18 protein-coding genes are annotated in these 18,438 nt (G+C 65.7%); 9 read left to right on the top strand and 9 right to left on the bottom strand.

Annotated elements, in window-relative coordinates:
- Window positions 1–139: 139 nt before the first annotated feature.
- The 4 genes from ACZYTC_RS23200 (at window position 140) to ACZYTC_RS23185 (ending at window position 4,012) form a co-directional block, all read left to right on the top strand.
- Window positions 140–1,054 (top strand): class I SAM-dependent methyltransferase, encoded by a 915-nt coding sequence (locus ACZYTC_RS23200; protein ID WP_488990621.1) that lies wholly within the window; start codon window positions 140–142, stop codon window positions 1,052–1,054.
- 97 nt (window positions 1,055–1,151) lie between these two features.
- Window positions 1,152–2,006, top strand: coding sequence for a TrmH family RNA methyltransferase (locus ACZYTC_RS23195; RefSeq protein ID WP_488990620.1), 855 nt, complete (start codon window positions 1,152–1,154; stop codon window positions 2,004–2,006).
- Between the two features lie 10 nt (window positions 2,007–2,016).
- The gene (locus ACZYTC_RS23190; protein WP_488990619.1) at window positions 2,017–3,015 is read left to right on the top strand and encodes an Lnb N-terminal periplasmic domain-containing protein; all 999 of its coding nucleotides are present in this window, start codon (window positions 2,017–2,019) and stop codon (window positions 3,013–3,015) included.
- A gap of 133 nt (window positions 3,016–3,148) precedes the next feature.
- The gene (locus ACZYTC_RS23185; RefSeq protein ID WP_488990618.1) at window positions 3,149–4,012 is read left to right on the top strand and encodes a hypothetical protein; all 864 of its coding nucleotides are present in this window, start codon (window positions 3,149–3,151) and stop codon (window positions 4,010–4,012) included.
- Window positions 4,013–4,024: 12 nt separating this feature from the next.
- On the opposite strand, the gene ACZYTC_RS23180 is transcribed toward ACZYTC_RS23185, so the two are convergent.
- The 6 genes from ACZYTC_RS23180 to ACZYTC_RS23155 all read right to left on the bottom strand — a co-directional run bounded on the left by ACZYTC_RS23180 (window position 4,025) and on the right by ACZYTC_RS23155 (window position 10,918).
- Window positions 4,025–4,696, bottom strand: coding sequence for a class I SAM-dependent methyltransferase (locus tag ACZYTC_RS23180; protein ID WP_488990617.1), 672 nt, complete (start codon window positions 4,694–4,696; stop codon window positions 4,025–4,027).
- The gene (locus tag ACZYTC_RS23175; protein ID WP_488990616.1) at window positions 4,693–6,315 is read right to left on the bottom strand and encodes a Mur ligase family protein; all 1,623 of its coding nucleotides are present in this window, start codon (window positions 6,313–6,315) and stop codon (window positions 4,693–4,695) included. The genes ACZYTC_RS23180 and ACZYTC_RS23175 overlap by 4 nt, the downstream gene beginning before the upstream one ends.
- Entirely contained in the window at window positions 6,315–7,109 is a 795-nt protein-coding gene (locus ACZYTC_RS23170; protein WP_488990615.1) for an alpha/beta fold hydrolase, read from the bottom strand. Before ACZYTC_RS23170 ends, ACZYTC_RS23175 begins: the two co-directional genes overlap by 1 nt.
- Window positions 7,103–7,936, bottom strand: coding sequence for a M15 family metallopeptidase (locus tag ACZYTC_RS23165; RefSeq protein WP_488990614.1), 834 nt, complete (start codon window positions 7,934–7,936; stop codon window positions 7,103–7,105). The genes ACZYTC_RS23170 and ACZYTC_RS23165 overlap by 7 nt, the downstream gene beginning before the upstream one ends.
- A gap of 133 nt (window positions 7,937–8,069) precedes the next feature.
- Window positions 8,070–9,401 (bottom strand): 8-oxoguanine deaminase, encoded by a 1,332-nt coding sequence (locus ACZYTC_RS23160; protein WP_434958183.1) that lies wholly within the window; start codon window positions 9,399–9,401, stop codon window positions 8,070–8,072.
- 293 nt (window positions 9,402–9,694) lie between these two features.
- Window positions 9,695–10,918 carry an acyl-CoA dehydrogenase gene (locus ACZYTC_RS23155; protein ID WP_441773210.1) on the bottom strand — a complete coding sequence of 408 codons (1,224 nt, stop codon included), beginning with the start codon at window positions 10,916–10,918 and terminating at the stop codon, window positions 9,695–9,697.
- Between the two features lie 79 nt (window positions 10,919–10,997).
- Between ACZYTC_RS23155 and cobD the strand changes: the two genes are divergently transcribed.
- Both cobD and ACZYTC_RS23145 read left to right on the top strand, forming a co-directional pair.
- Window positions 10,998–12,011 (top strand): threonine-phosphate decarboxylase CobD, encoded by a 1,014-nt coding sequence (gene cobD / locus ACZYTC_RS23150; RefSeq protein ID WP_434958185.1) that lies wholly within the window; start codon window positions 10,998–11,000, stop codon window positions 12,009–12,011.
- 22 nt (window positions 12,012–12,033) lie between these two features.
- Entirely contained in the window at window positions 12,034–12,606 is a 573-nt protein-coding gene (locus ACZYTC_RS23145) for a hypothetical protein (RefSeq protein ID WP_488990613.1), read from the top strand.
- A gap of 57 nt (window positions 12,607–12,663) precedes the next feature.
- On the opposite strand, the gene ACZYTC_RS23140 is transcribed toward ACZYTC_RS23145, so the two are convergent.
- Window positions 12,664–13,380, bottom strand: a complete 717-nt coding sequence (locus ACZYTC_RS23140) for a glutathione S-transferase family protein (RefSeq protein WP_488990612.1) — start codon at window positions 13,378–13,380, stop codon at window positions 12,664–12,666.
- 102 nt (window positions 13,381–13,482) lie between these two features.
- Between ACZYTC_RS23140 and ACZYTC_RS23135 the strand changes: the two genes are divergently transcribed.
- The 3 genes from ACZYTC_RS23135 to ACZYTC_RS23125 all read left to right on the top strand — a co-directional run bounded on the left by ACZYTC_RS23135 (window position 13,483) and on the right by ACZYTC_RS23125 (window position 16,509).
- A complete protein-coding gene (locus ACZYTC_RS23135) occupies window positions 13,483–14,382 on the top strand; it encodes a LysR substrate-binding domain-containing protein (protein WP_488990611.1) in 900 nt (299 codons plus the stop codon).
- A 79-nt stretch (window positions 14,383–14,461) separates the two neighbouring features.
- A complete protein-coding gene (locus ACZYTC_RS23130) occupies window positions 14,462–14,941 on the top strand; it encodes an OsmC family protein (protein WP_434958189.1) in 480 nt (159 codons plus the stop codon).
- A gap of 179 nt (window positions 14,942–15,120) precedes the next feature.
- Window positions 15,121–16,509, top strand: coding sequence for an aspartate aminotransferase family protein (locus tag ACZYTC_RS23125; protein ID WP_434958190.1), 1,389 nt, complete (start codon window positions 15,121–15,123; stop codon window positions 16,507–16,509).
- Between the two features lie 17 nt (window positions 16,510–16,526).
- Here ACZYTC_RS23125 and ACZYTC_RS23120 read toward each other — a convergent pair whose 3' ends face one another.
- Together ACZYTC_RS23120 and ACZYTC_RS23115 are read right to left on the bottom strand one after the other, a co-directional pair.
- On the bottom strand, window positions 16,527–17,423 hold the full coding sequence (locus ACZYTC_RS23120) for a carbohydrate kinase family protein (RefSeq protein ID WP_488990610.1): 897 nt from the start codon (window positions 17,421–17,423) through the stop codon (window positions 16,527–16,529).
- The gene (locus ACZYTC_RS23115) at window positions 17,420–18,436 is read right to left on the bottom strand and encodes an SIS domain-containing protein (RefSeq protein ID WP_488990609.1); all 1,017 of its coding nucleotides are present in this window, start codon (window positions 18,434–18,436) and stop codon (window positions 17,420–17,422) included. Before ACZYTC_RS23115 ends, ACZYTC_RS23120 begins: the two co-directional genes overlap by 4 nt.
- Between the last annotated feature and the right edge of the window lie 2 nt (window positions 18,437–18,438).

The following is an 18,438-nucleotide window of genomic DNA, read 5'->3' as shown; positions in this document are numbered from 1 at the left end:
CGCTTATTTGCTCTAGCTCCCTGTTCCGACGCGTCTTTGCAATCCTTGGTGATTCCACCAAATCGCAAAGACGCTTTAGGCACCACAAACCGGCAACAACGGACTTGCCGCGCGCGACAAACTCCTGTTTGGTCCGCGCATGCCCGACCCACGAAATTCCGCCATCCAAACCCTGCCGCAATTGCTGGTGACGCCCGGCTTCGCCGATTATCGCCTGGTCGATTGCGGCGAAGGCCGCAAGCTCGAACGCTTCGGCAAGCTCCTCGTCGACCGTCCCGAGCCGCAGGCCATGGGCCTGCGCCATAAGCCCGAGGCCTGGGACAAGGCCGATGCCGTCTTCCTGGGCATGAATGTCGAGGACGAAGGCTCGGACGGACGCTGGAAGTTCGCCGGCAAGCCAGTGGAAAACTTCCCCGTCTCCTATCGCGGAGTCGCCTTCCACGGCCGCTTCACGCCTTTCCGCCATCTCGGGTTCTTCCCCGAGCAGGCCCCGCATTGGGATTACATGATCGAGGCTCTTCAGGCGCTGAAGCGGCCTGCCCGGGTGCTCAATTTGTTCGGCTATACCGGCGTCGCCTCCCTGCTCGCGGCCAAGCATGGCGCGCAGGTCACCCATGTCGACGCCTCCAAGAAGTCGATCGGCTTCGCGCGCGAGAACCAGGCCTTGGCCGGCCTCGCCGATGCCCCGATCCGCTGGATCGTCGACGACGCCATGAAATTCACCGCGCGCGAGCAGCGCCGCGGTTCCCAATATGACATCGTGCTGCTCGACCCGCCCAAATATGGCCGCGGCCCCGGCGGCGAGGTCTGGGACCTCTTCCGCGACCTGCCCAAGATGCTCGACCTCTGCCGGGCCGTGCTCACCGACAAGCCGGCCTTCGTGATCGTCACCGCCTACGCCATCCGCGCCTCCTTCGTGGCGGTGCACGAACTCACCCGCGAGGTGTTCGGCGAGCTCGGCGGCGACATCACTTCCGGCGAGCTCGTGGTGTCGGAGGAAGGCTCGGGGCGCCTGCTTTCGACCTCGCTCTATTCGCGCTGGAGTGCCGCATGAGGCCGAAAGCTTCTACCAACCAGCGGCGGACTGTCATCCCCGGCGAGGCCGCAGGCCGAGGGAAGGGGATGACGGTCCCCCTCGAAAGGACGCTGGCATGAAGTCCCGCTTTCAACGCCCGCGCCCCGCAGCGACCGCCGCACCGGTCTCGCGCGTGGTGACCAGCCTGACCAACCCCCTGATCAAGGACATCCGCGCTCTCGATATGCGCAAGGTCCGCCAGGAGGCCGGCCTGTTCATCGCCGAAGGGCTGAAGCTGGTGGCCGACGCCATCGAGGCCGGCTGGCCGATCCGCATCCTGGTACACAGGTCCGGCGAGGACAAGCCGATGCTGGCCCGCGCCGTGCGCGCCACCCGGCAGGCCGGCGGAGAGGTGCTGGAGGTCACCGGCGAGATCCTGGAGAAGCTGTCGCGCCGCGACAACCCGCAGACGGTGATCGGCGTATTTGAGCAGCGCCTGGAGAAGATCGACAGCGTCAAGATCGCGCGCGACCGGATCTGGATCGGACTCGACCGCGTGCGCGATCCCGGCAATCTCGGCACCATCATCCGCACCGCCGATGCGGTCGGCGCCGAGGGCATCGTATTGATCGGCGACACCACCGATCCCTTTGGCATCGAGGCCGTCAGGGCCACCATGGGCTCGATCTTCAATGTCCGCCTCGCGAGCGCGACGCCGCAGGCCTTCCTCGCCTGGCGCAAGGGTTTCGACGGCCTCGTGGTCGGCACGCATCTGTCCGGCACGCATGATTATCGCGAGGTCGACTATGCCGGCCAGCCCTGCCTCCTGCTGATGGGCAATGAGCAGCAGGGCCTGCCCGACGATCTTGCCGCGGTCTGCAGCCACCTCGTCAAGATCCCGATGCGCGGCCAGGCCGATTCCCTCAACCTGGCCGTAGCCACCGGCGTGATGCTGTTCGAGATCGCGCGGGGGCAGTTGAAGCTGGGATGAGATATCATCGATGATCGCCAGGTTGCTCACCATCGCCGGTCGTCTTGTCCTGGTGCTGGTGGCGGCACTCGTCGCGCTGTGGGGCACGCTGGCGCTATGGTATCGCCTGCCACTCGGGGAGTTTGGCCGCTACGCCCTCCCCGCTCTATGGATCGTCCTTGCGTTCCTTGCCCTGGCCGCCGTGATCGCCGCGCGCTGGCGGCTGACCTTGCCCTTCGTCGCCGCCCTTGCCGCCCTGCTGATCTGGTGGTCCACCATCCAGCCGACCGGCAAGGGCGATTGGGCGCCCGACGTGGCCCGCCAGTTCACCGCTGCCGTGGAGGGCTCCACCGCCCGGCTCAGCGATGTGCGCGATTTCGATTGGCGCTCCGATAGCGACTTCACCGAGCGCTGGGAGAGCCGCAGCTACGACCTCGACACCATTACCGGCGTCGACCTGTTCGCCTCCTATTGGGCAGGCCCCGCCATCGCCCACACCATGCTCAGCTTCGGCTTTTCCGACGGGCGCCACCTCGTCTTCTCGGTGGAGGTCAGGCGCAAACAGGGCGAGGTCTACTCGGCGGTCTCCGGCTTCTTCAAGCAGGACGAACTCGTGGTCATCGCGGCCGACGAGCGCGATGTCATCCGCGTGCGTTCCAATGTCAGGGGCGAGGACGTCCAGCTCTTCCGGCTGCGCACCAGCCCGCTCCAGGCCAAGGAACTGTTCCTCTATCTGCTCTCGGAGGCCAACGATCTTGCGGCCAAGCCGCGCTTCTACAACACGGCGACCACCAACTGCACCACGGTGCCGTTCCACCTCGCCCAGAAACTCGATCCCGATTTGCCGGTGGACTGGCGCGTGCTCGTCAGTGGCTATCTGCCCGACTACCTCTACGACATCGGAGCGCTGAGCCATCAGGTGCCGCTCACCGAGTTACGCCAGCGCGGTCAAATCGATACGCGCGCCAAAGCGGCCGGCGAAAGCCCCGACTTCTCTGCCCTCGTCCGGGTCGGCGTGCCCGGGCCGTAGCGGCACCGCCAAGCTTCTCCGGCGCGTTCATTCCGGCAGGGGGCGATGACCTGGGGCATCGGAGAGAATATCGCAGTGCCATCCCGGCGTCGTATCCTGGCGGACCTGACCATGGCCGAATGGAAAGAGCAGCATGCCGACGGTGACGTCCCAGATTCTCGCCGACCAGATCAAAGCCATTTCCAAGACCGCCATTCCGCCCAGCCTCGTCCCCTATGCCCCAATGTGGGCCATCGGTGTCGCGGGAGGACTCTACGATATCTATTTCGTCGAAACGCTGGGCGGCCCGCGCACGATCGCCTTGATGAAGCTATGCTTCCGCTTCTCTTCCGAAGGCAAGGAAGGCTGGTCGGACAAGCCGGAGGCGATTGCCTTTGCCACGCGATGGCAGGCCGAAATCCAGAAGAAATACAATACCAAATCCCTGACCACGACGCCGAGCGGCCGCATCGTCGGGCTCGAATTCCATTTCCGTTCGAGCCTCTCCAACCCGGCTCCGGGCGATCACTGGCTGATCGATGTGGTCAAGGTTCCCAAGGGCCGGTTCTATACCAGCAATGTCGAGCATGCCCATGACAACCTCATCGGCCGGACGACGCTTTACAGCAACGACCTCTCGCCCGTTACCCGGCAAAAGGAAGGCCATTCCTACAAGCAACGACCTGCCATCCACGAATTCGCGCACATGATCGCCCTGCGGGACGAGTATGCGGATGAATGCGACGCCAATGGCTTGCGCCCCGACGGTTTTAAATGCAATGCGGTTCCTCGGGATCCCCGCTATATCAGGGACTACCCGTCCGTGGCCAATAGCGGCGAGCAGATACGCCCCCGTCACCTGGAGGCGATCAAGAACTGGACGAACGCGGTCACGCCCCTATCGCCGATCGAGAACAGCAGCTTTGCGGTCAAGGGAATCACGGAAGTCCTGGCCTTCCTGAAAGCCATGCCGCAGAACAACGCGCCCATGCAGGCCGCCCAGGCAAAGCTGCCATAATCGCCGGTAGCGCTATGCCTTCAGCGTCCAGACGCTGGTCTTCTTGATCTCGAGATCCTCGAGATCGCGCGAAACCGGCACCTGATAGGTTGCCAGCAGGTTGAGTTCGTCCCTGGGCAGATAGGTCCGGCCGGGATCGCCCACCAGGATGGTGGCGCCGCGTTCGCGCCAGCCCTTGAGCCAGGCCAGGACTTCGGCCGAGATCTCGCGGTCGTAGAAGATGTCACCCGCCAGGACGACGTCGATGGGCCGATCGAAGCGGCCGAGCACATTCTCGCCGCAGGGTTCGACCGCCACGCCGTTGAGATCGGCGTTGAGCCGGATGGCCTCGACAGCGAATTCGTCGATGTCCGCGGCAAGGGCCTGCGCCGCTCCGGCCTTCATCGCCGCGATAGCCACCAGGCCCGAGCCCGAGGCGAAGTCGAGCACGCGGTGGCCGGCCACGTGGTCGGGATGGTCGAGGATAAAGCGCGCCAGGGCCTGGCCACCCGCCCAGGCGAAGGCCCAGAAGGGCGGCGGCAACCCCATCGCCCCCAGTTCTTCCTCGGTCTTCAGCCAGAGAGGCGTGACCTCGTCAGCGAGATAGAGGCTGATTTCCGGGGCATGCGGCACCGGCAGCGGGCGCGTATTGGCGGCGATGAAGGCGCTTCTGTTCCAGATCGTATCTCTGCGAGAGGATGTCACAGCCGCAACTGGCGCTCATAGAGATCGGGCAGGTCGTTTTCGAGCAGCACGACGTCTCCGGCCTTGAGATTGGTGCCCATCCAGGTCTGCGCGGCGGCAAAGCTGGCGCACTCCACCACCTGGCCGTCGGGCCTGGCCGCCTTGTAGGCATCGATGAGGTCGCGAATGCGATCGGGTGCCACGGCGAGCAGGATGTCGACTGTCTCGCCGGCCTTTGTACCGATCTTGCGGTGCTCTTCGGCATGGGCAGCGCCGAGTTCGACCATGCCCGGCGTCACCAGGATGCGCCGGCCCTCGCCCGAGACCAGCAAGGGCAGGATCTCCAGGGCCGAGGCGAAGCCCGCCGGATTGGAATTATAGGCATCGTCAACGATGACGATGCCGTCGGCCTGGCGTTTCACCTCGAGGCGATGGCTGATCTGCGGCGTCGAGCGCATGGCGATTTCGGCCGTCTCGGCGTCGATGTCCATGGCCAGCGCCGTGACGAAGGCAATCGCCATGTTGCTGCCGTGATGCAGGCCGTAGAGCGGGGCGGAGAGCTGGTAGTCCTTGCCGAGATAGGTCAGGGAAACCTTGAGCCCGTCCTTTTCCTGAGTGACGCTGTTGATGCGGGCCTCACTGTTACCGCCATTGCCGACCAGCACCATCGAGGCGCGATGCGCATCGGTGAAGTCGCGGGCATCCTTGAAGGCCAGCACGGCGTCGTTGATGATCGCCTTGCCATTGCGCGCGATCGCCGCTGCCGGTAGTTCGAACTTGGTCTTGGCCACGGTATCGAGCGACTTGAAGCGTTCGTAGTGGGCCGCACCAACAGCCGTCACCACCGCGATGTCGGGCGGGGCGAGACGGCAGAGCCTCTCGATCGAGCCCGGCCCATAGGCGCCCATCTCCACCACGAAATGGCGGTGATAAGGCTCCAGGCGTTCGCGCACGATGCGGGCAATGCCCATCGGCGTGTTGACCGAGCCGGGCGTGATCAGCGCCGAGCCGGCGCTTTCGAGCAGATGGCCGAGGATGTGCTTGGTCGAGGTCTTGCCGTAGGAGCCGGTGACGCCGACGATCACCGGCGACAGGCGCTTGAGCTTGTCATGCGCTTCGTTCCAGAAGCCCTGCTGGATGCGGTTCTCGCCGGGCTGCAGGATCATCACCGCCGCGACCAGGGCGAAGGGGATCAGCTGGATCAGGAGCACGATCCAGACCGGCGCCACCCCAAAGCCAACCCCGACGAGGCCGATCACCAGGACGAGGGCGAAGGCGACGCGCAGGATGCGGGTGGCGCGCTGCGTCATCGCCAGCTTCTTCTTGCCCGTCTGGCGCGGGTCGCGCTCGCGGCGCGCCACCACCAGCAGGATCACCGCGATGAACAGAGCGAGCACCAGCACCGGCGAGGGGTAGAGCTTGGCCATCACCGACAGGAGGACGATGGCAAGGCTCGCCTTGGTATCGACAACCACGTTGTAGAAGAGCCAGTGCAGGAAGCGCCGGCCGTCATATTCCTCCTGCTGGAAGATATGCAGATAGGTCAGGAAACGCTTCCAGGCGAAGGGGATGAAGCCAATGAGGACCAAAGCCGCGGCGAGATGAGCCGAATTCAGCACGGGGGCCAGTGTTTCGAGCATCAAGCCTCCAAGAGCTTCGCAACCGTATGGGCGATCTGGGAGCCGCCATCGGACAGAACGGTGTAATGATCGAGGCCAGGCAGGATGCTGACGCTGGCGCCCGGGATGAGCTGGCCCATGCGTTCGCTCATCTCCGGTGGGGCCTGGTCGTCGAGGGCGCCGCAGATGATGCGGACGGGAATGCGGATGGCCTTGATATCCTGGCTTTGGTCCTCGCCGATCACCTTGACGAAGATCGGGCGCATGGCACCGGCACTGCGGTAATCGGCCGAGCCGAACTTGGCCTTGCGGGCCGACACGTCGACGCCGAGCTTTTCGAGGAGCTTGAGGGCCTTGAAGGCCCGCACGCGCAGGAAGATCTTCAGCCGGGTCATCAGGCTGCGGATGGGCTTGAGGCCATGCGAGCCGACCAGCACCATGCCGTCGAGGATATCCGGATGACGAGCCGCCAGGCGGAGGCCGACACGCCCGCCGAAGGAGTGTCCCACCCAGATGCGTTTGCCACGCGGCAGGGTTTCAAGCCATTCGGCGACGGCATCGGCGTAATCGGCCGTATCCCAGATACCGCCATGGCCTGTTTCAGGCGGTACCGGGCTCTGGCCGAAGCCGGGAAAGTCGATCAGCGTATGATGACCCGTCCGTTCCAGAGAGCCGGCCAGGGCCTGGAAGGCCCGATGATCCTGGCCCCAGCCGTGTGCCCAGATGACATGCGAGGTTCCGGCCTCGAGCGGCTTGCCCAGCGAGACGATGGCATGGGATGCGCCCTTGGCGGAGAAAGTCGATTGGATCAGCATAGTCCTTCCGGCAGGTCCGTGGTTCCATACCACGCGGCTTTGGGAGCGCCGGCCACGCCTTCATCCTGCAAGGTCAGGATATGGGCCTGCGTTCCGTAGTCGAAGTGCCAGAATTCGTACGCGTAGTTGGTAAAGCCCACGTTAACCATCGCATTGACCAGAATGCGGCGGTTGGTGAGGCGCGCATCGTCGGGAGCAATCTCGCCGCGCTGTAACAGGCGCTCATAGTGATCGGTGTAGGAGCGCTCGTGGCCCTCGTCGAAGGCCGCGCCGTGATCGAGCATGGCGCCACTGGCCGCATCCACCAGCACGACGTCGACGGAGCCCCCCGTGGAATGGATAGGCCAGGTGGTCTCGTCCTCGCGGTTGAAGCGGCGCGGATCGGAGACGAAGGTGCGCACGATGGCCTCCTGCTCGGCGGCAGAAAGCTCGGGCCGCTCGGCCGCGACTTCCTGCTCGAAGAAGGTCCACAGGCCGGCCTGGGTCTCGATCGGCCTGTAGGCATCAACAACCTTGAGCCGCAGCCCGAGGCCGGAGACGGCTGCATCGGCCTCGCGTACCAGACGCGCCACGCTGGTGCGGGCCGCCACCGTCTTCACCGCGCCGGCGATCGGCATGAAATAGGGTGCGTTGCCGCCATCGGTGCGGGCATACCAGGCCTCGGTAAGCAGCCCCTCGGTCGCCATGTCGACCAACGGCTCGTGCCAGCGGGCATCCGTCCGGTCGAAGGGGATCCACCGATACTCGACGGGCGTGCCGTTCGGGTCGGGGCGGAGGCGAAGAGGCGCATGGAGATTGGGCATGGCCTGCGGATAGCAGAACGCCATGCCCAGGTCGAGGCAAGAAGCGCCGCGGCTGGGACCGCGGACGTCCCGTCCGCATTCTGGAAACGCGGAGGTTGCGGGATAGGAAGAGGCGGACGAGACGTCCGCGTTTCCAGCCGCAGCGTTTCCCGGAGACCTACAAAAACTTCGCCGCCACCCTGCCATGGGCTTCCCGCAGCGCGCCGAGATCGACACCGACGGGCAGGCCATCCTCGACGCGCCACTGGCCCGCCACCATCACGCGGTCGGCGCGATGGGCACCGCAATGGACCAAAGCCGCGATGGGGTGGTGGGCGCCGGAAAAACGCAGTTCATCGAGCGTATAGAGCGCGAGGTCTGCCTCCAGGCCGGCTCGGATCGCACCGATGTCGTCGCGGCCCAGGCAACGGGCCGAGCCTTCGCTGGCCCAGCGCAGACAATCGCGCCAGGAGACCGCCTCCGCGCCATGAGAGAGGCGGTTGATCATCAAGGCGTGGCGCACGCCTTCCATCAGGTTGGAGGAATCGTTGGAGGCCGAGCCGTCGACGCCGAGACCGACGGGCGCGCCAGCCTTTTCAAGCAGGCCGGTATGGCAGAAGCCGGAGGCGAGCACGGCGTTCGAGGTCGGGCAATGGCAGACGCCGACGCCATGGCGCCCCAGCGTGGTGCAGTCGTCGGCGCTGAAATGGATGCCGTGGGCGAGCCAGGTGCGCGGGCTCATCCAGCCCACTTCGTCCAGGAGCTCGATCGGCCGGCACTTGTAGGTGGCGAGGCAGAAATCATCCTCGTCATGGGTTTCGGCCAGATGGGTATGCAGGCGGCAGTCGAAACGTTCGGCCAGATCGGCCGTCTTGCGCATCAGGCTCTTGGTCACCGAAAAGGGCGAACAGGGCGAGAAGGCGATGCGCGTCATCGCGCCCGGCCTGGTGTCGTGATAGGCACTCGCCACCCGTTCGCAATCTGCCAGGATGGTGTCCTCGTCCTGCACCACCGAATCAGGCGGCAGGCCGCCATCCTTCTGCGACAGGTTCATCGAGCCGCGCGACACCGTCATGCGGATGCCGAGCTTGCGGGCCTCCTCGACCTCGATGTCGACGGCGTTTTCCAGCCCCTGGGGGAAGACATAATGATGGTCGGCCGCCGTGGTGCAGCCGGACATCAGGAGCTCGACCAGTGCCAGGCGCACGGAGAGGCGGAAACTGTCGGGATCGAGGCGCGACCAGATCGGATAGAGCGTCTTCAGCCAGGGAAACAGCGGCTGGTCGCAGGCATCGGGATGGGCGCGGGTGAGCGTCTGGTAGAAATGGTGGTGGGTATTGACCAGGCCAGGCAGCACGACATGCCGGGAAGCCTCGAACACCTTGTCGACGGGAGCGGTGGGTTCGCCCCCCGCCGGCACCAGCTCGACGATGCGGCTGCCTTCGACGACGACGCCGCGCTCGGCGCCCTCGGCAAGAATGGCGAGCGGATCCTTGAGCCACAGGCGCATGACATTTCCTCGGAAGCTGATTTTGGTTGTGCGCATAAGAACGCGGCCCAGCCTCGAGGCCAAGCGTCATTAAATTGGAAGATGTTTCGCAGGAAACCGGGGTCGGCCTTTCGATCGCCACCATAGGGGTAGCTGATCAACAGGCGAACTGGCTCAACCTTTGTCATTGCCGGGCTTGACCCGGCAATCCAGCAGGCCCCGTTGCGCTGGATGCCCGGGTCGAGCCCGGGCATGACAAGGATTGCGCTCTTTTCTTTATAAATCAGATATTTAAGAACGCCGAACGGCCACCCTCAGAAGAATGCTTGAATACCGGTCTGGGCGCGGCCGAGGATGAGGGCGTGCACGTCATGCGTGCCCTCATAGGTGTTCACCGTCTCCAGATTCTGGGCCACGCGCAGCACATGGAACTCGTCGGCGATCCCGTTGCCACCATGCATGTCGCGGGCGACGCGGGCGATGTCGAGCGCCTTGCCGCAATTGTTGCGCTTCATCAGGCTGATCGCCGGCGGCGCGGCGGTATGGGCGTCGAGCAGACGGCCGAGCTGCAGCGCGCCGAGCAGGCCGAGCGCGATCTCGGTCTGCATGTCGGCGAGCTTCTTCTGCACGAGCTGCGTCGCCGCCAGGGGCCGGCCGAACTGCTTGCGGTCGAGCGTGTATTGGCGGGCGCGATGCCAGCAGAACTCGGCCGCGCCCATGGCGCCCCAGGCGATACCGTAACGCGCCTTGTTGAGACAGCCGAACGGCCCGGACAGGCCCTTGGCGTTGGGCAGGAGGTTTTCTTCCGGCACCACCGCGCCATCGAGCACGATCTCGCCGGTGATCGAGGCGCGCAGCGAGAGCTTGCCCTCGATCTTGGGCGTGGAGAAGCCCTTGGTACCGCGCTCGACGATAAAGCCGCGGATGACGTCGTCCAGCTTGGCCCAGACCACCGCGATGTCGGCGATCGGCGAATTGGTGATCCACATCTTGGTGCCGTTGAGCTGGTAGCCGCCGGCGACCTTGACCGCGCGGGTCTTCATCGAGCCCGGATCGGAGCCGGCATCCGGCTCGGTGAGGCCGAAGCAGCCGACGAGTTCGCCACTGGCAAGCTTGGGCAGGTACTTCTTGCGCTGCTCCTCGCTGCCATAGGCATAGATCGGGTGCATCACCAGCGAGGACTGCACCGACATCGCCGAGCGATAGCCCGAATCAACCCGCTCGACCTCGCGGGCAACCAGGCCATAGGCGACATGGCCGAGGCCCGCACCGCCATAGGCTTCGGGAATCGTGGCGCCGAGCAGGCCGAGCTCGCCCATCTCCGACATGATCGCGCGATCGAAATCCTCCTCGCGATAAGCCTTGAGAACGCGCGGCATCAGCCGGTCCTGCGCGTAGTCGCGGGCGGTGTCACGGACCAGCCGCTCCTCCTCCGTCAGCAGCGATTCGAGATCGAGCGGATCCGACCAGTCGAAGGCTTCACCAGCCTTTTTGATCGCTTCGCCGGCGTCATGAAGCTTGATCGCAGCGTCCACCATGGCCATACCCTCCAATAAACAAATTTGGCGCGACATTGGTCGCGCCGGTTTCAGGCGTCAAGACAAGAGTGGCAGGAGAATGAGCGCAGTGGAGCATGGCGGCAATCTCGGCGAGGCGCGTCGCCTCTTCCCGCAGGCCTCCGGGCCCTGGATCGATCTTTCCACCGGCATCAACCCCTGGCCCTATCCAATTCCAGCGATTCCGGCCGAATCCTGGGCTGCCCTGCCCTCACCCGACGAGGCCCGTGAATTGGAGGCCGTGGCGGCCCAATGCTATGGCGTGCCCTTCGATGCCTGCGTCGTTGCGACGCCGGGCACGCAGGCCGCCATCCAGTGGCTGCCCCATCTGTTCGCCGCAGGTACGGTGAGCGTGCTGAGCCCGACCTATGCCGAACATGCCCGCAGCTGGGCGCTGGGCGGCCATCACGTGCGAGAGGCTCGCCGCTTCGAGGAACTGGCCGGCTCCGAGATCGCGGTCCTCGTCAATCCGAACAATCCCGATGGCAACTATTTCGGCCGCGAGGAGCTGCTCGCGCTCGCCGCCGAGAAATATGCCAGGGGCGGCGCCCTCGTCGTCGACGAGGCCTTCGCTGACGTGATGCCGCAGGTAAGCCTGGCCGCCATGGCAGGCACGCAGGGCCTGGTGATGATGCGCTCCTTCGGCAAGTTCTTCGGCTTGGCCGGCATCCGGCTCGGCTTCGTGCTGGCCGAGCCCGCGCTCACCGGCAAATTGCGCCAGGCGATGGGAGCCTGGGCGGTTTCGGGCGAGGCCATCGCCATAGGCCGCGCCGCGCTCGCCGACATCCTCTGGCAGAACGGCACGCGCACCTCGCTGCGCACGGCACGCCAGAATCTCGACGAGGACCTGACCAAGGCCGGCGCGGTGATCGGCGGCACCGATCTCTATCGCCTGCTGCAGACCGCGCATGCCCCCGCTTTGTTCCGCCAGCTCGGCCAGGCCGGCATCTGGGTGCGCCGCTTTGGCGCCAACCCACGCTGGCTGCGCTTCGGCCTCCCGCCCAACGCGGACGCCGAAGCGCGCCTGCGTGCCGTGCTCGCCCGCTACCACAAAAGCGGGACCCGGGCGATGTGAGAACCGCGATCCGGAGCTCCCGATGGCTCACAGACGACTGGTTGACCGAGCAGTTGCAGCCTGGCTGCTTGTTCTTGCAGGCGCAGTGGCCGCGCAGGCACAGGCTAATATCGAAATGCACCGGACCGAGGTCCGGCAGACCGACGGCCAGGGCGGCTATCCGGCGCGATCGACAAGGGGGCGTTTCTTCGTGATCTCCCCCATCCCCTTCAACGATTACAGCTTCACGGTGGACGATCCGAAGATCGGCCCCATGGTCGTGCATGGTATCGGCAGCCGGATGGGGCAGCACGAGTTCGGCGTGATCAAATTCGAACGAACAGCCAGGATGAAGGATATCGATCTACGGACGTTCATCCAGGATCTGGCGCAGAAGCGAGGCATCCGGGTGCCGGATCTGCCGATCGGCCATAGCGGCACCGAGGAGTTCGTTCGCGCCGAACTGAGGGGGCCTAAGCAGTCCGCCATCACCCGCGTATCCAAGACGCCAGACAGCGTGTTCAACATCGTCTGCGAGTTTCCAACCTCCGAGATCGAGACGTGGCGTCCGCTCTGCGACCGCTCCATCGCAAGTTTCCGCCCCGAGGCGCCATAGGCATGGCAAGGGGGTGAGCCCCCTTGCCATCCAGGCAGCGCGAGGCGATCCGGGTGCTCACGCCGCCAGTCTGGCACCTACCTCACCCAACACCTCCTCCAGCGGCAGCAGACCGCGCAAGGCACCACTGCCGATCGCGGGAACACCGTCCTCGATCGCGTGAGCGAACCGCACGGCCGGATCGGGCTCCAGCCTTGCCTTCAACGCCTGGATCTTCGGGAAGGGCGTGAGGTCGAGCGCCTGGTGGAACTCGGCCCAGCGCGCGACGCCGATGAAGACCGCATCGGCCAGGCTCGGCCTGTCGCCGGCCAGATAGGCCGAGGAACCGATCATCGCCTCGAGCTGGCGATGACGATGGGCGACGAGGTCGCGCCCGAAGGTCCGCAGCGCTTCCTTATAAGCCTCGCTTCCGCCCTGCATTTCCAGCGCCACCCAGAGCGGGGTGAAGGCACCGGTGAAGCCGGTGTTCAGGAAACCGATGAATTGGTGCATGCGATGCGCCTCGGCACTATCGGTAGCGAAACTGATGCGATGTTCCTCGTCGCGCAGTTCGAGCCAGCGGGCAATCGCCGTGGTTTCGGTCAGCACACTGCCGTCCTCGCGGATCAGCACCGGGGTCTCGCGCCGGCCGTTCACCCGCCCATAGGCTTCGCTCAGCATCTCGTCGGGCATATGCACCCGCGTGGCGCGATAGGGCTTGCCGAGCCATTCGAAAGCGGCGACGAGACCGAGGGAGCTGCCCGCGAGATGACCGGCGAAGATGATCGGTTCCATTGTCGTATCTCCTATTGGGTTGATAACGACAATATGCACACATGGACTTTGGAGCTGTAGACTGGCAGATATGGACCTGAAGTCCATACTTGGAAACTTTGAATGTCGAACCTCAACGATTTCATCCTCTTTGCCCAGGCCGTCGAGCAGGGCGGCTTTGCTGCCGCAGCCCGGCACCTCGGCATCCCGAAATCGACAGTGAGCAAGCGTGTGGCCGAATTGGAGGCTCGGCTGGAAGCCAGGCTGCTGAACCGCACCTCGCGCAGCTTCGTGCTGACCGATGCCGGCCGGGAGGTGTTCGAGCATGCCCGGGCAGCGATGATCGAGGTCGAGGCGGCCGAAAGCGCCGTGCTGGCTCGGCGGGCGGAACCGAGCGGCACCGTCCGGATCACGGCTTCGGTTCCCACCGCGCAATTCCATCTCGCCGCCCAGCTACCCAGGCTCGCCGCCGCCCTGCCCAAGCTGCAGGTGCAGTTGCATGTCACCGACCGTTTCGTCGATCTCATCCAGGAAGGCTTCGACATCGCGCTCCGGAGCCATTTCGGGCCGCTCGCCGATTCCGACCTGATGGCCCGCCCCCTTCACCGGGAGGCAATCGGCCTGGTGGCTGCCCCCGCCTATCTCGCCATCAGGGGAATCCCGGCCACGCCGGAGGATCTTGCCGGTCATGACGGCCTCCTCACCCAGCCCCGGGCGCCGATATGGAAGCTCTCGGCGAACGGCCAGACGATAGAGGTCATGCCCCGCGCCCGTTTCTTCGCCGACGAATCCGTCGCCCTGCTGGAAGCGGCCAAAGCCGGGCTCGGCATCACCGCTTTGCCCCGCTCGATCAGCGCGGCGGCCGTGGCGGGCGGCCTGTTGCGTCTCGTGCTGCCGGACTGGCAGGCGGGCGAAGTCACCACCACGGTGCTGACCACCCATCGGCGCGGGCAGCTGCCCGCGGTGCGTGCCGTGGTCGATTTCCTGTCCCGCTCCCTGCGGCCGGCGGACGCGGAAGATTGACGCGCTATGCACACACCCATTGCGAAACAGCCGGACAAGAGGGCATCCTCCCGCCCCATAACGACATGAGGAGGAAGGTATGGCAGGGCGCGAACACCGCTACGCGGTCAAGGTCATCTGGACCGGCAATGAGGGCGAGGGCACGCCCACCTATCGCGGCTACAGCCGCGCCCACCAGATCCAGGCCGAGGGCAAGCCGACGATCGAAGGCTCCTCCGACCCGAGCTTTCGCGGCGATGCCACGCGCTGGAACCCCGAGGACCTGCTGGTCGCCTCGCTCTCGGCCTGCCACAAGCTCTGGTATCTCGGCCTGTGCTCGCAGATGGGCGTGAATGTGCTCTCTTATGAGGACGAGGCAGAAGGCGTGATGGTCGAGGTGGCTGGCGGTGCCGGCCAGTTCGAGAAGGTCACCCTGCGCCCGCATGTCGTGGTCGCCGCCGGCACCGACCTGCAGAAGGCGCATGAATTGCACAAGAAGGCGCATGAGATGTGCTTCATCGCCCGCTCGGTGAATTTTCCGGTGGAACACGAAGCGGAGATCGTCCTGGCGGGTGCGTAGAAGTTTTCGACCGCTTTAGGGCGATGCCGCGCTGGCGGGACGATTGAGGGCATTGTCCCACGCTCTCTCGAGTGTCGTAGGACGTCCGCTCTTGCAAACACCGCGACAACGCATCCCCCTTGACTTCCGCAATTTGTGATCACAAAATTGGGATCACATTTTTCGGGAAAGCGCGCATCATGTCCTTGCACCAGACCAACCTCACCACAGCGGAACTGCGTGCGATCGATGCCGCGCATCATTTGCACCCCTTCACCGACACCAAGGGCCTGAACGCCGAGGGCGCGCGCATCATCGTCAAGGCCAAGGGCGTGCATCTGTGGGATTCCGAAGGCAACCAGATCATCGACGGCATGTCGGGCCTGTGGAACGTCAATGTCGGCTATGGCCGCGAGGAAATCGTCGAGGTTGTGGCGCAGCAGATGCGCGAACTGCCCTTCTACAACACCTTCTTCAAGACCACCCATCTGCCGGCGATCGAGCTGTCGCGCCTGCTGGCGGAAGTGACGCCGCCGCAGTTCAGCCGCGTGTTCTTCACCGGCTCGGGCTCGGAATCCAACGACACCATCATCCGCATGGTGCGTCATTACTGGGCGGCCCAGGACAAGCCCGGCAAATCGACCATCATCGCCCGCAAGAACGGCTATCACGGCTCGACCATCGGCGGCGCCTCGCTCGGCGGCATGACGCCGATGCATGCCCAGGGCGGCCTGCCGATCCCCGGCATCGTCCACATCGCCCAGCCCTATTGGTATGCCGAGGGCGGTGACCGCAGCCCGGAGGAATTCGGCCTGTGGGCGGCGCGCGAGCTCGAGCGCACCATCGACGAGCTCGGCGCCGACACGATCGCCGCCTTCATCGCCGAGCCGATCCAGGGCGCCGGCGCCGTGGTCATCCCGCCCGCCACCTATTGGCCCGAAATCCAGCGCATCTGCCGCGAGCGCGACATCCTCCTGATCTCGGACGAGGTGATCTGCGGGTTCGGGCGCACCGGCGAATGGTTCGGCAGCCAGTATTTCGGCTTCGAGCCCGACATCATGGCGATGGCCAAGGGCATTTCCTCCGGCTACCTGCCGATCGGCGGCGTGATGGTGACCGAGAAGGTAGCCGAGGTGATCGCCAATGCCGGCGACTTCAACCATGGCTACACCTATTCGGGCCATCCGGCCTGCGCAGCGGCCGCGATCGCCAACATCAAGATCCTGCGTGACGAGAAGATCGTCGAGCGCGTGAAGGACGATATCGGCCCCTATATGCAAAAGCAGTGGCTGGCGCTGGGCGATCATCCCATGGTCGGCGAAGCGCGCATGGTCGGCCTGATCGGCGCGCTGGAGCTGACGCCGAACAAGAAGACGCGCGCCTCCTGGCCTGTGGAAACCGGCACGGTCGGCCTGATCGCCCGTGACTTCTCCTTCCAGCACGGCCTGGTCATGCGCGCCACCCGCGACACGCTGATCATCGCCCCGCCGCTGGTGATCAGCCATGAAGAAGTCGACGCCCTGATCGCCGCCGCCAAGAAGACGCTCGACGACAGTTGGGCCGAGGTGAAGCGCCGCGGGTATGTGTGAAGGGGGCGGCGCCTCCCTCACCGATAGCGGCGTGGCCGCGTCGAGACCGCCAGCGAGGCGACCGCCACGCCATTCGTCACCGCCCTCTCAAGATCCTCGCTCTCGACCAGGCTGGCGAAATAGCCGGCCGAAAAGGTGTCGCCGGCCCCAATGGTGTCGACGACGTCGACCTGCGGCGCCGGCACGGCCACATGCTCGTCCCCACGCCAGGCCAAGGCCCCCTTCGGCCCGCATTTGATCACCAGGCTGGCGCCGGGGGGCAGCAGCGGCCGGATCATCTCCGCCGCGTCCGCGACCGTCTCGGCGCCGGTCAGCCCCTTGGCCTCGATGTCGTTGATGAGGACATGCTCGCAATGGCCGATCCAGGCATTGACCCGCGCCCGCACCCCAGACGTCCAGCCGCCATCCGGCCAGCCCGTATCGAGGGCGACCCGATAACCCCGGCGCCGCAGGATGACGATCAACTCGTCATAATCGGCGAGCAGGGCCGGAATCACGAAGGGACCCACCAGCAGGGCCACGCACCCCTCCCCCTTCTCGTCGAGTTGCGACAGCACGTGCGCCAGCCTGAATGAATGCAGATGGCCCGTGGTGGTAAAGAAGGTGCGGTCCCCATCGGGATGGCCGATGCCGACCGAAACCGTGGTCGCCCCCTCGGCCACGGTCCAGCCCAGCGCCCGTGCCCCGAAGGGTTCGGCGAGCCAGCGGCCCAGCATGTCGTTGCCGCGACTGGTGATCAGCCGGTAATCGACGCCGAGCGCATCGAGGGCCAGCGCCGTATTGCCAGCGGCGCCGCCGACGCGGAATTCGCTCTCGGGCACGATCACTTCCGTGCCCGGTTGCGGCCAGGGCGCCTGCGGGCCCATCACGAGATCGACATTGACGTTGCCGATCAGAAACAGCGGTTCCCTCATAGCTCCGTCGTCACCTTGGTCGAGCGCAGGGGCTCGCCGACTTGGGTAACCCGGCCGGCCGCAAAGGTCACCAGGAAGGACTGCAGTGCCGGCAATACGGCCAAGATGGCCGCCATGCCCTCCTCCCTCGGCAGGCGAATGGTGACAGCATCGGCGATGTCGGCCTCACCGGAGAGGTCGAACACCACCACCGGCGATCCGGCCGCGCGGCAGGCCGCCACCAGCCCCGGCGCGAGGCCGGCCGAGGGGCCGGCGGCGCGCAGCAGCACAATGCCGCTGGCCGGTGACAGCATCTCCATCGGGCCATGCCGCAATTGGCCGCCCTCCAGGGCCAGGGCCGGCAGGCGGGCGAGTTCCATCACGCAGAGCGCCCCGGATTCGGCCACGCCCTGCAGTTCGGCCCGGCCGCTGAGGATCAGGGACGTGCTGGCGGCGAGAGCGGACAGGGCCGCCCCCAGATCGGGCCGGACGGGGGCATCGAGCACGGCGAGCGCGGGTTCCGCCGGCAGGCCCAATGCGGCGAGCACCGCAAGATGCAGCGCATGGCTGACCAGGAGGCTGCGCGTGGCGGCGAAGGCTTTTTCCGACCCGCCGACACCGACAAGGGCGGGCACGCCGCGGCCGAGCGCGCTATCGGCATCAAGCGTGAGGCCGAAGCGCTCCTGCCGGCCGGCCGGACGCTCGAGATAGGCGACGATCTCGCCGGAATTGCCCGACTGGGACACCAGCAGCACGGTACGCTCGCGGTCGGGCTGCGGCGTGATGAGAAGCTCGGACACCACCTCGGTCTCGACCTCGATGCCGAGCTGGCGATAGAGCACGGCGGCTGCGCGGTTGACCCAGTGCGAGCCGCCCATGGCGGCCAGGGTCAGCCGGCCGGTACGGCGGATGCTGTCGGCCAGCCGCGCGGCCATCGGCCCGGCGCCATGGAAAGAGGCCAGTGCATCGGCATGCTGCCTGGCCATTTCGGCCTCGATCATCGCCAGGCCCGAGCCCGGCACGATTTTACTCATGA

It is taken from the genome of Labrys sp. F242 (assembly GCF_057813875.1).
Note: the sequence above shows the minus strand (reverse complement) of the source record. Positions and strands in the feature narration are given on the sequence as shown.

Excerpts from the sequence above, each read along its gene's own strand:
- ACZYTC_RS23200 (WP_488990621.1), top strand. The coding sequence starts at position 140 with ATGCCCGACCCACGAAATTCCGCCATCCAAACCCTGCCGCAATTGCTG.
- ACZYTC_RS23195 (WP_488990620.1), top strand. The coding sequence starts at position 1,152 with ATGAAGTCCCGCTTTCAACGCCCGCGCCCCGCAGCGACCGCCGCACCG.
- ACZYTC_RS23190 (WP_488990619.1), top strand. The coding sequence starts at position 2,017 with ATGATCGCCAGGTTGCTCACCATCGCCGGTCGTCTTGTCCTGGTGCTG.
- ACZYTC_RS23185 (WP_488990618.1), top strand. The coding sequence starts at position 3,149 with ATGCCGACGGTGACGTCCCAGATTCTCGCCGACCAGATCAAAGCCATT.
- ACZYTC_RS23175 (WP_488990616.1), bottom strand. The coding sequence starts at position 6,315 with ATGCTCGAAACACTGGCCCCCGTGCTGAATTCGGCTCATCTCGCCGCG.
- ACZYTC_RS23170 (WP_488990615.1), bottom strand. The coding sequence starts at position 7,109 with ATGCTGATCCAATCGACTTTCTCCGCCAAGGGCGCATCCCATGCCATC.
- ACZYTC_RS23165 (WP_488990614.1), bottom strand. The coding sequence starts at position 7,936 with ATGGCGTTCTGCTATCCGCAGGCCATGCCCAATCTCCATGCGCCTCTT.
- ACZYTC_RS23160 (WP_434958183.1), bottom strand. The coding sequence starts at position 9,401 with ATGCGCCTGTGGCTCAAGGATCCGCTCGCCATTCTTGCCGAGGGCGCC.
- ACZYTC_RS23155 (WP_441773210.1), bottom strand. The coding sequence starts at position 10,918 with ATGGTGGACGCTGCGATCAAGCTTCATGACGCCGGCGAAGCGATCAAA.
- cobD (WP_434958185.1), top strand. The coding sequence starts at position 10,998 with ATGAGCGCAGTGGAGCATGGCGGCAATCTCGGCGAGGCGCGTCGCCTC.
- ACZYTC_RS23145 (WP_488990613.1), top strand. The coding sequence starts at position 12,034 with ATGGCTCACAGACGACTGGTTGACCGAGCAGTTGCAGCCTGGCTGCTT.
- ACZYTC_RS23140 (WP_488990612.1), bottom strand. The coding sequence starts at position 13,380 with ATGGAACCGATCATCTTCGCCGGTCATCTCGCGGGCAGCTCCCTCGGT.
- ACZYTC_RS23135 (WP_488990611.1), top strand. The coding sequence starts at position 13,483 with ATGTCGAACCTCAACGATTTCATCCTCTTTGCCCAGGCCGTCGAGCAG.
- ACZYTC_RS23130 (WP_434958189.1), top strand. The coding sequence starts at position 14,462 with ATGGCAGGGCGCGAACACCGCTACGCGGTCAAGGTCATCTGGACCGGC.
- ACZYTC_RS23125 (WP_434958190.1), top strand. The coding sequence starts at position 15,121 with ATGTCCTTGCACCAGACCAACCTCACCACAGCGGAACTGCGTGCGATC.
- ACZYTC_RS23120 (WP_488990610.1), bottom strand. The coding sequence starts at position 17,423 with ATGAGGGAACCGCTGTTTCTGATCGGCAACGTCAATGTCGATCTCGTG.
- ACZYTC_RS23115 (WP_488990609.1), bottom strand. The coding sequence starts at position 18,436 with ATGAGTAAAATCGTGCCGGGCTCGGGCCTGGCGATGATCGAGGCCGAA.